Raw genomic sequence first — 9,376 nt, forward strand, 5'->3', positions numbered from 1 at the left:
CCCCTCGTGAGGGAGATTGGCACTTCATCGCCTCGCGCCCCCACTGAAGAAAACCTAAACTCGCGACAAAAATTTCTGGATTGCCCGCGACGCTCATCCGTGGTTTGAGGCCGTTCCAGCTAAGGCTTCCCCATGTCGCTTCCGCTCATTGCGCTGTTCATCGCCGCCTTTGCCTTCGGCACCACTGAATTCGTCATTGCCGGCGTGCTGCCGCAAGTGGCGGAAGGGCTCGGCGTCTCGGTTCCCTCGGCCGGCTATCTCGTCTCCGGCTATGCCTGCGGCATCGCCATCGGCGGTCCACTGCTGGCGCTCGCCACCAAGTCGCTGTCGCGCAAGAGCCTGCTGCTCGGCCTCGCCATCGCCTTCACCATCGGCCAGGCGGCTTGCGCGCTGGCGCCCGACTTCACCTCGATGCTACTGTTGCGCATTGCCGTGGCGGTCGCGCATGGCGCCTATTTCGGCGTCGCCATGGTCGTCGCCGTGGGTCTCGTGCGCGAGGACCAGCGCGGCATGGCTGTCGCCGTCATCCTGTCTGGCCTCACCGTCTCCAACGTCATCGGCGTGCCGGCCGGCACCGCGATCGGCAACATCTGGGGCTGGCGCGCCACCTTCTGGGTGATGTGCGCGCTCGGCGTGGCGGCAACGCTTGCCATGGCAGCCCTGTTGCCGCGCACCACCGGCTCATCGGCCAGGCCTGCCGGTTTCGCCCGCGAGGTCCGTGTGCTGTCCCGCCAGCAGGTCTGGACTTCGCTGATCCTGATGCTGATGCTGATGATCGGCCAGTTCGGCCTGTTCACCTACATCACCCCGACACTGCTGGAAGTCACCGGGCTCGACGAGAACCTGGTGCCATGGGTGCTGCTGCTCAACGGCGTCGGTGCCACCCTGGGAGTCTTCCTCGGCGGCAAGCTCTCCGACTGGAAGCTGATGCCGTCATTGATCACCATGCTGGCCTTGCAGGCGGTGACGCTGGCCGTCATCTACGCCGTCAGCCCTTATCCCCTGCCGATGGTTGTGGCGATCGTCGTCTGGGGCGGCCTCAACTTCGCCATCGGCACACCGATCCAGACCCGCATCCTGGCCTGGACGGCGGACGCCTCGAACCTCGCCTCGTCGCTCATTCCGTCCGGCTTCAATGTCGGCATCGCGCTGGCCGCGTCGTTGGGCGCCGCGATGCTGAACAGCGGCTATGGCTACCGCAGCCTGCCGCTGCTCGGCGCCATAGCCATGCTGGTCGCCGTCGCGGTGGCGCTGGCATCCTATGTCTGGGAAGGGCGCAGCAACGCCACGCCGCCGCTGACGGCCCCAGCGGAATAGACCACTTCACCCGCGCCAGCGCAGCAGGCGCATGGCGTTGGCGGTGACCAGCACCGTGGCGCCGGTATCGGCCAGGATCGCCGGCCACAGGCCGGTGATGCCCAAAATGGTCGTGACCAGGAACACCGCCTTCAGCCCGAGCGCAACGCTGATGTTCTGGCCGATATTGGCCATCACCGCCCGCGACAGTTTTACCATCCGCGCGACGTCCATGACGCGGCCATGCAGGATCGCCGCGTCCGCCGTCTCCAGCGCCACATCGGTGCCGCCGCCCATGGCGATGCCGATGTCGGCGGCGGCGAGCGCCGGTGCGTCGTTGATGCCATCGCCGACCTTGGGATCTTCAGCCCTTCGCGCTGCAATTCACCGATGATGCGCTGCTTGTCCTGAGGCAACAGCTCCGCCCGAGCCTCGATGCCGAGCGAAGCGGCAATGGCTTGCGCCGTGCGGCGATTGTCGCCGGTCAGCATGATCGTGCGGATGCCTTCGGCCTTAAGCGCCGCAATGCCGGCCGCCGCATCCGGTCGCGGCTCGTCGCGCATGGCGATCAGCCCTGCCACCACGCCGTCGGCGACCAGCACTGACACGGTCTTGCCCTGCCCGTTGAGGCTGTCGACGGCGAGGCGCTGCACTTGCGTCATGTCGGCGCGTTCGCCCACCGCCGGACCGGAGCCGAGGAAGACGGCGACGCCACCGACGCTGCCCTCGACACCTTTGCCCGAGATCGCCTTCGCCGCCAGAGCCGGCGGCACCGGCGCACCATCAGCCTTGGCCCTGTCGAGGATCGCCATGGCCAGCGGATGGCTGGAACCCTGCTCGAGCGCCGCCGCCAGCGCCAGCACGGTGCGTTCATCGCGGCCATAGGCCATGATGTCGGTGACGACAGGCTTGCCCGCCGTCAGTGTGCCGGTCTTGTCGAAGGCCACCGCCGTGATCCGGCGAAAGCCCTCCAGCACCGCACCACCTTTCATCAACAGACCACGCCGCGCGCCGGTCGCAAGACCTGCGGCTATCGCCGCCGGCGTCGAGATGACGAGCGCGCAGGGGCAACCGATCAGCAGGATCGCCAGGCCCTTGTAGATCCATTCGTTCCAGTCGCCGCCAATGAGCAGCGGCGGCAACAGCGCAACCAGCGCGCCGACCGCCAGCACCGCCGGGGTGTAGGTGCGCGAGAAGCGGTCGATGAAGCGTTCGGTCGGTGCCTTGGCTTCCTGCGCCTCCTCCACAAGCCGCACGATTCGGGCGATGGTGTTGTCGGACGCGGCAGCCGTCACGCGAACCCTGAGCACGCCGTCTGTGCTAATGGTGCCGGCAAAGACGGCGTCCGCGACGCCCTTGCGCTTGGGCGTGCTCTCGCCGGTCACCGGCGCCTCGTCGATATCGCTCGATCCCTCGATGATCTCGCCATCGGCCGGGATGCGGTCGCCCGGCCGCACCAGGATGATGTCGCCGACGCCGAGATCTTCGGCGGGAATCTCAGATGTGCCGCCCGCCCGCTCGACCAGTGCCGTCTTCGGCACCAGATCGGCAAGCCCCTGGATGCTCGCCCGTGCGCGGCCGGCGGCGACACCTTCCAGAAGTTCGCCGATCAGGAACAGCACCACCACGGCGGCCGCTTCTTCCGTGGCGCCGATCATCACGGCGCCTATCGCCGCGATGGTCATCAGCATCTCGATCGAGAACGGCGTGCCGGCCAATGCCGCCATCAGCGCGCGCCGCGCGATCGGCATCAGGCCGACCAGCAGCGCGCCCAGGAACACCCAACGCTCAGCCACTGGGAACAGATGGCCGATGCCATAGGCGGCGAGAAGCGCTGCCGCGCAGGCCAGCGTCAGCACTGCCCGGCGGGAACGCCACCACGCCTGCCCCGGCTCGGCATGGCTGTGAAGGTGGGTAGAGCCAGCGGTCTGCTGGCCCGCCGACATGCCACCATGATCGTGACCTTCGTGATCGTGGCCCTCATGATCGGGATCAGCGTGGTCATGCGCTTTGGCCGCCGGTGCACGCCCATCGGCCTTGACGATGCCATAGCCCAGCCGCGCCACCTGCTGCAGCACTTTGTCTTCCGGCAGTGCGCCGCCGTGGCTGACCGTCATGCTGGCGCCGGTCACCGAAACCGAGACATCGGCGACGCCGTCGAGGCGACGCACCGCCGTATCGATCTTGGCCGCGCAGGAGGCGCAGTCCATGCCGCCGATCTTGAACCGTGTCTGCCTGATTGTTTCCTGCTTGAGGAGCGTCGTCATCACATCACCTGCCTGTCTTGCCCGCGCGGCGTCGCCGTATGGTCTTGAATGCTGATGTCAGGCATTGTAATTGCTCTAGTGACTAGAGCTTCAAGAGGCAAATTCATGTTTTCCATCGGTGATCTCTCGCGCCGCACCGGGGTCAAGGTGCCGACCATCCGCTACTACGAGCAAATGGGCCTTGTTGCGGCACCCGAGCGCTCGGAAGGCAACCAGCGCCGCTATTCCAGGCAGGAGCTGGAGCGGTTGGCCTTCATCCGCCACGCCCGCGACCTCGGCTTCGCCGTCGAGGACATCCGCTCCCTGATCGAGTTGAGCGGCCACCCCGAGCAGCCCTGCGGCCACGCCGACAAGATCGCCGAGGAGCAACTGATCTCGGTGCGGGAAAAGATTGCCCAGTTGAAGCGGCTCGAGGCCGAGCTCGAACGCATCGCCACGTGCTGCAATGGCCAGACGGTCGGCGACTGCTACGTCATCCGCGCGCTATCGGATCATGCGCTGTGCGCCGATGAGCATGATTGAGAGGTTCGAAGGACAAGCTTACGCGTCAAAGTCGGCGCCGCCCCTCATCTGGCTGCCGCCATCTTCTCCCCGTAAACGGGGCGAAGGACGCTGTCATCAATGGTTTCGCCAATCGCCAACGTTGCAGAGATGGCACCGAGGTCGCGACCAGCCCCTTCTCCCCGTTTACGGGGAGAAGATGCCGGCAGGCAGATGAGGGGCGGCGGCGAGTTCGAAATGAGGGGGTGAACTCAATCCGACGAGATCGCCCTACAGCTCGATCCGGAACCGCAAGCTCTCCGCCCCGCCATAGGCGGCGTCCTCGAAAAAGCGTTCGACGAGCTTGCCGCCATTGGCCAGGATCACCTTGTGCGAGGCCGGATTGCCCGGCTTGGCGGTGATCTCGACGTGAGCCAGGCCGACCGCCCTCGCCTCCTCCAGCATCAGCCGCAGCGCCTCGGTGGCGTAGCCACGCCGTCGCTTCCACGGCACCACCGCATAGCCGATATGACCGAGCACATGCTTCGGCAATTCCGACGTGCCCTTCTGCCAGCGAAAGCCGATCGAGCCCGACGCCTCGCCGTCCCAGATCCAGCGGCGGAAGCCCGGTAGGCGCGGCACCTTTTTGCCGTCTGGCAAACTGATCGCGCCACCCTTGGCCTGGGGATCGTCGAGGTCGGCAAGAAAGGCCACGGGATCCTTTTCGATGGCCGCGAGCTGCTCGCGCGTCGCCTCCATCAGCCGCACATTGTCCGGCGACCAGCCGCGTTCGAGCGCCGCCTTGTAGGACGGCAGATGTTCGAGCGCGGGTTTGACGATTTCGATCATGGTGCACTGGCGGAGACGCGACACCGGCAAGATAGCATCCCTGCCCAGGAAGGCACGGTCCACCAAAGCGCAATCTCTTACGACAAGGCCGCGCTCCCATCGCTGGAAACGCGGCCCCGATCTCATGTCCTTGGGAGGATTGGCACTCCGGCGCGGCTGCGCCGGAGTGCCTTATGCGAGTTCAGGCAATGTCGAAGCGGTCGGCGTTCATCACCTTGGTCCACGCAGCGACGAAATCCCTGGTGAATTTCGCCTTGGCGTCCGCCGACCCGTAGACCTCGGCAAGCGCGCGGAGCTGGGCGTGCGAGCCGAAGATCAGGTCGGCACGGGTGCCGGTCCACTTGACCGCCTTGGTCTTGCGGTCACGCGCCTCGTAGACTTCGTCGGAGCCGGCCGCCGGATCCCAGACCGTGTTCATGCTGAGCAGATTGACGAAGAAGTCGTTGGTCAACGTACCCGGCCGGTCGGTGAGCACGCCGTGCTTCGACTTGGCCGTGTTGGCGCCGAGCACGCGCAGACCGCCGACCAGAACCGTCATCTCGGGCGCGGTCAGCGACAGCAATTGCGCGCGGTCGACCAGCATGGCCTCGACCGACATCGGCTGCTTGCCCCTGACATAGTTGCGGAAGCCATCGACTTTCGGCTCGAGCGCGGCAAAGGAATGGACATCGGTCTGTTCCTGTGAAGCATCCATGCGGCCCGGCGTGAACGGCACCTTGGTTTCGTGGCCGCCGTCCTTCGCCGCCTTCTCGACCGCGGCGACACCGCCGAGCACGATGAGATCGGCCAGCGAGATCTTTTTCCCGCCGGTCTGTGCCGCGTTGAACTCCTTCTGGATGGCTTCCAGCTTCGCCAGCACCTTCGACAGTTCAGCCGGCTGGTTGACGTCCCAATCCTTCTGCGGTGCCAGCCGGATGCGTGCGCCATTGGCACCTCCGCGCTTGTCGGAATTGCGGAACGTCGAGGCCGAGGCCCACGCAGTCGAGACCAATTCGGAGACCGACAGGCCCGATGCCAGGATCTTCGCCTTCAGCGACGCAATGTCCTGCTCGCCGACCAGTTCATGGTCGACCGCCGGGATCGGATCCTGCCAGATCAGCTCTTCCTTCGGCACGAGCGGACCGAGATAACGAACGATCGGACCCATGTCGCGATGGGTCAGCTTGTACCAGGCGCGGGCAAACGCGTCGGCGAAATGGTCCGGATGCTCATGGAAGCGCCGCGAGATCTTCTCGTAGGCCGGATCGGCCCGCAGTGCGAGATCGGTGGTCAGCATGGCAGGCGCGCGGCGCTTGGACGGATCGTGGGCATCCGGCACGGTCCCGGCACCGGCGCCGCCCTTCGGCGTCCACTGATGCGCGCCGGCCGGGCTCGTGGTCAGTTCCCATTCGAAGTTGAACAGATTGTCGAAGAAGTTGTTGCTCCACTTGGTCGGCGTCGTGGTCCAGGTCACCTCGAGGCCCGAGGTGATGGCGTCGCCTGCAATGCCGGAGGCGTGCTTGCTCGACCAGCCAAGGCCCTGCGCCTCGATGCTCGAGCCTTCAGGCTCCGCGCCCACCAGCGAGGCATCGCCGGCGCCGTGCGTCTTGCCGAAGGTGTGACCGCCAGCGATCAGCGCCACGGTCTCCTCGTCGTTCATGGCCATGCGCGCGAAGGTCTCGCGGATGTCGCGTGCCGAGGCCAGCGGATCCGGCTTGCCGTTCGGCCCTTCCGGATTGACGTAGATCAGTCCCATCTGGACGGCGCCGAGATGGCCCTGGAGTTCGCGGTCGCCGGAGTAGCGCTTGTCGTCGAGCCACTTGGTTTCCGAACCCCAATCGACGTCCTGTTCGGGTTCCCAGACGTCGGCGCGGCCGCCAGCAAAACCGAAGGTCTTGAAGCCCATCGATTCCAGCGCGACGTTGCCGGTGAGGATCAGCAGGTCGGCCCAGGAGATCTTGCGGCCATATTTCTGCTTGACCGGCCACAGCAGCCGGCGCGCCTTGTCGAGATTGGCATTGTCCGGCCAGCTGTTGAGCGGAGCAAAACGCTGCTGGCCGGCCCCGGCGCCGCCACGGCCATCGCCGATGCGGTAGGTGCCGGCACTGTGCCAGGCCATGCGGATGAACAGCGGCCCATAATGGCCGAAGTCGGCCGGCCACCACTCCTGCGAATCCGTCATCACCTGGTGCAGGTCCTTGATCACCGCATCGAGATCGAGCGACTTGAATTCCTCGGCATAGTCGAACTCTTCGCCCATCGGATCCGAAAGGTTCGATTGCTGATGGAGAACGCCAAGATCGAGTTGGTTGGGCCACCAGTCACGGTTGCTCCTGCTGGAGGATCCGTGTGCAACGGGGCATTTGCCGGCGCTGGGATCATCGGTCTGTGCGTCCATGTTCTTCTCCGATCGTGGCTGTGTTGAGCTGTTCAACTGCTGCGTGAACAGGGACGTTGGATGTCCCTGGAGGCGGTCCGTTTCATGGCTGGCGCGATGACCATATGCCCGATACGCGACCGAATATGTTGGATGTCCCGTTGCCGCGGGCATGCGCCTCACCAGGCGGTCCCGGCTGCTCCTCATCTTCGTTGCGACTCCTATAGCAAAGCCGCTTCATTAATTTAAGTTGGATTTCCTGATTACAGCGATAAGATGACATTATGACAAACCTGACGCTGAAGCAGTTGCGTTATTTCGAGGCGCTGGCGCGGCACAATCATTTCGGCCGTGCCGCCGATGCCTGCGCGATCTCGCAGCCCGCGATCTCGGTGCAGATCCGGGAGTTGGAGGAAACGCTTGGCACGGAGCTTTTCCAAAGAGGCCCACGCCAGGTCCGGCTGACCAATTTCGGCGAGGAATTCGCCTTGCGCGTTCGCGACATCCTGCGCTCGGTGGATGAGCTGACAGATCTGGCCCGCGCCTCGCGCGACCGGCTGGTGGGACGGTTGCGCATCGGGGTGATCCCGACGATCGCACCCTACCTTTTGCCTGCCATCATCGGCAACCTCGCCCGCATGCATGACGGGCTCGATATCCACGTGCGCGAAACGCAGACGCAGAAGCTGATCCAGGAACTGGCCGACGGCCGGCTCGACGCGGCCATCGTCGCCTTGCCGGTATCGGAAGCGTCGCTGACGGAAATCGTGCTGTTTGCCGAGAACTTCGTGCTGGTCCGGCCCGGCGAGGATGAGGGAAAGCCGGTGCCCAACCGCGAAATGCTGCGCGAGATGCGGCTGCTCCTGCTCGAGGAAGGCCATTGTTTTCGCGACCAGGCGCTGTCGTTCTGCAACATGCATTCGGTGCGCCCAAGGGAGTTGCTGGACGGCAGCTCGCTGTCGACCCTGGTGCAGATGGTCGGCGCCGGCGTCGGCGTCACCTTGATCCCCGAAATGGCCGTGCCGGTGGAGACGCGCTCGGCGGCGGTCTCTATCGCCCATTTCGCCAACCCCCAACCGTCGCGGACGATCGGCATGATCTGGCGCAAGACAAGCCCGATCGCCAAACAGCTGCTGCTTATATCCGAAGTGGTTCGCCAGGCGGCCGAAGCATTGCGCGCGCAGCACGGTTCGGCATCGGTTGCGCAGCCTCCGAATCTGCCGGCAGCGGCCCAATGAAGGCAGGCTGACCTGATCGTCAGCCTGCCGCCTGGAACCGGATTTCGCCCTTGTTGAGGAAGCAGGTCTTGTTGAACAGCGACAGGTCCAGAGCGTTCGGCAACCGCACATCGCTGATATCGGGACATGGCTTCTCCGCCGGATCGTATGACCGATCGATCTGCGAGATGAAGACGAGGATCAGTCCCCTGTCGCGGGCAAAGGCCTTCAGCGTGCGAACCTGCGCCATCAGGTCCGGGTTTTCCCGCTTCTGATCGAGCAGTTGCAGATAATCGATCACCACCAGCGTGCCGCGCGGCGCCGAACCCAATGCCTTGACGATATAGGCGGCACTGATGGCGTCGGAATTATCGAATGTGAACTGGTCGTTGAACTGCACCGGGTCCGCCCCGATGGCGTGAAACCGGTCCAGCACATCCCTTTGCGTATATTCGAGCGTAAAGAACACGCCGCGATGGCCTGATTTCATGGCTTCGACCGCGAGTTCGAGGCTCATCAGCGTCTTGCCGTTTCCGGGTCGCGCACCGACCAGAACCAGGTCGCCGGGCGCAAGTTGCGCAAACAGCATGCCGGCGGGCGCCGCCTCGGCTGCCTTGGCTGCAAGCAGGCTCCAGCTGGTGAACCCTTCCTGTGCTGCAACACGGTCGAGCGCTTCGTGCAGCGCAATCTTGCCCTCGCGAGACAAAAGCCTGGCTTGACGCTTGAGATGGTAGATGGGCGCGGACAACTTCATCGCAAAACCTCCTGGTGCGAGCCGTTTTTGCAATCCCTCCTTATGCCAAGTGCTCGAACAGTCGGTTCGGTGATTGGATAGCGCCCTGCATGAACGATGCTTTCCCGGCGGAGGGAGGTGGCGTGGGCCGCGCCAGAATCAGATGATAGCTCAATCC

The 9,376-nt window shown here is 64.8% G+C and carries 6 protein-coding genes and 1 pseudogene; 3 read left to right on the forward strand and 4 right to left on the reverse strand.

Annotated features, from left to right (window positions below):
• Positions 1-132: 132 nt before the first annotated feature.
• Complete coding sequence (locus tag EN964_RS14470) at positions 133-1,317, forward strand: MFS transporter (protein ID WP_127271335.1); 1,185 nt, start codon at positions 133-135, stop codon at positions 1,315-1,317.
• Between the two features lie 6 nt (positions 1,318-1,323).
• On the opposite strand, the pseudogene EN964_RS14475 reads toward EN964_RS14470, so the two are convergent.
• Positions 1,324-3,563, reverse strand: a pseudogene (locus EN964_RS14475) (heavy metal translocating P-type ATPase).
• Positions 3,564-3,668: 105 nt separating this feature from the next.
• Between EN964_RS14475 and EN964_RS14480 the strand changes: the two are divergent.
• Positions 3,669-4,085, forward strand: coding sequence for a helix-turn-helix domain-containing protein (locus tag EN964_RS14480; RefSeq protein WP_127269040.1), 417 nt, complete (start codon positions 3,669-3,671; stop codon positions 4,083-4,085).
• A 249-nt stretch (positions 4,086-4,334) separates the two neighbouring features.
• Here EN964_RS14480 and EN964_RS14485 read toward each other — a convergent pair whose 3' ends face one another.
• Together EN964_RS14485 and katG are read right to left on the reverse strand one after the other, a co-directional pair.
• On the reverse strand, positions 4,335-4,892 hold the full coding sequence (locus EN964_RS14485) for a GNAT family N-acetyltransferase (RefSeq protein ID WP_127269044.1): 558 nt from the start codon (positions 4,890-4,892) through the stop codon (positions 4,335-4,337).
• A 181-nt stretch (positions 4,893-5,073) separates the two neighbouring features.
• Complete coding sequence (katG, locus tag EN964_RS14490) at positions 5,074-7,269, reverse strand: catalase/peroxidase HPI (RefSeq protein WP_127269041.1); 2,196 nt, start codon at positions 7,267-7,269, stop codon at positions 5,074-5,076.
• 263 nt (positions 7,270-7,532) lie between these two features.
• On the opposite strand from katG, the gene EN964_RS14495 reads away from it, so the two are divergent.
• Entirely contained in the window at positions 7,533-8,486 is a 954-nt protein-coding gene (locus tag EN964_RS14495) for a hydrogen peroxide-inducible genes activator (protein ID WP_127269042.1), read from the forward strand.
• 19 nt (positions 8,487-8,505) lie between these two features.
• Here the strand turns inward: EN964_RS14495 and EN964_RS14500 are convergent, their stop codons facing one another.
• Positions 8,506-9,219 carry a DNA helicase gene (locus tag EN964_RS14500; protein ID WP_127269043.1) on the reverse strand — a complete coding sequence of 238 codons (714 nt, stop codon included), beginning with the start codon at positions 9,217-9,219 and terminating at the stop codon, positions 8,506-8,508.
• Positions 9,220-9,376: the final 157 nt, after the last annotated feature.

It is taken from the genome of Mesorhizobium sp. M7A.F.Ca.CA.001.10.2.1, assembly GCF_003998575.1.
Taxonomy (GTDB): Bacteria; Pseudomonadota; Alphaproteobacteria; order Rhizobiales; family Rhizobiaceae; genus Mesorhizobium.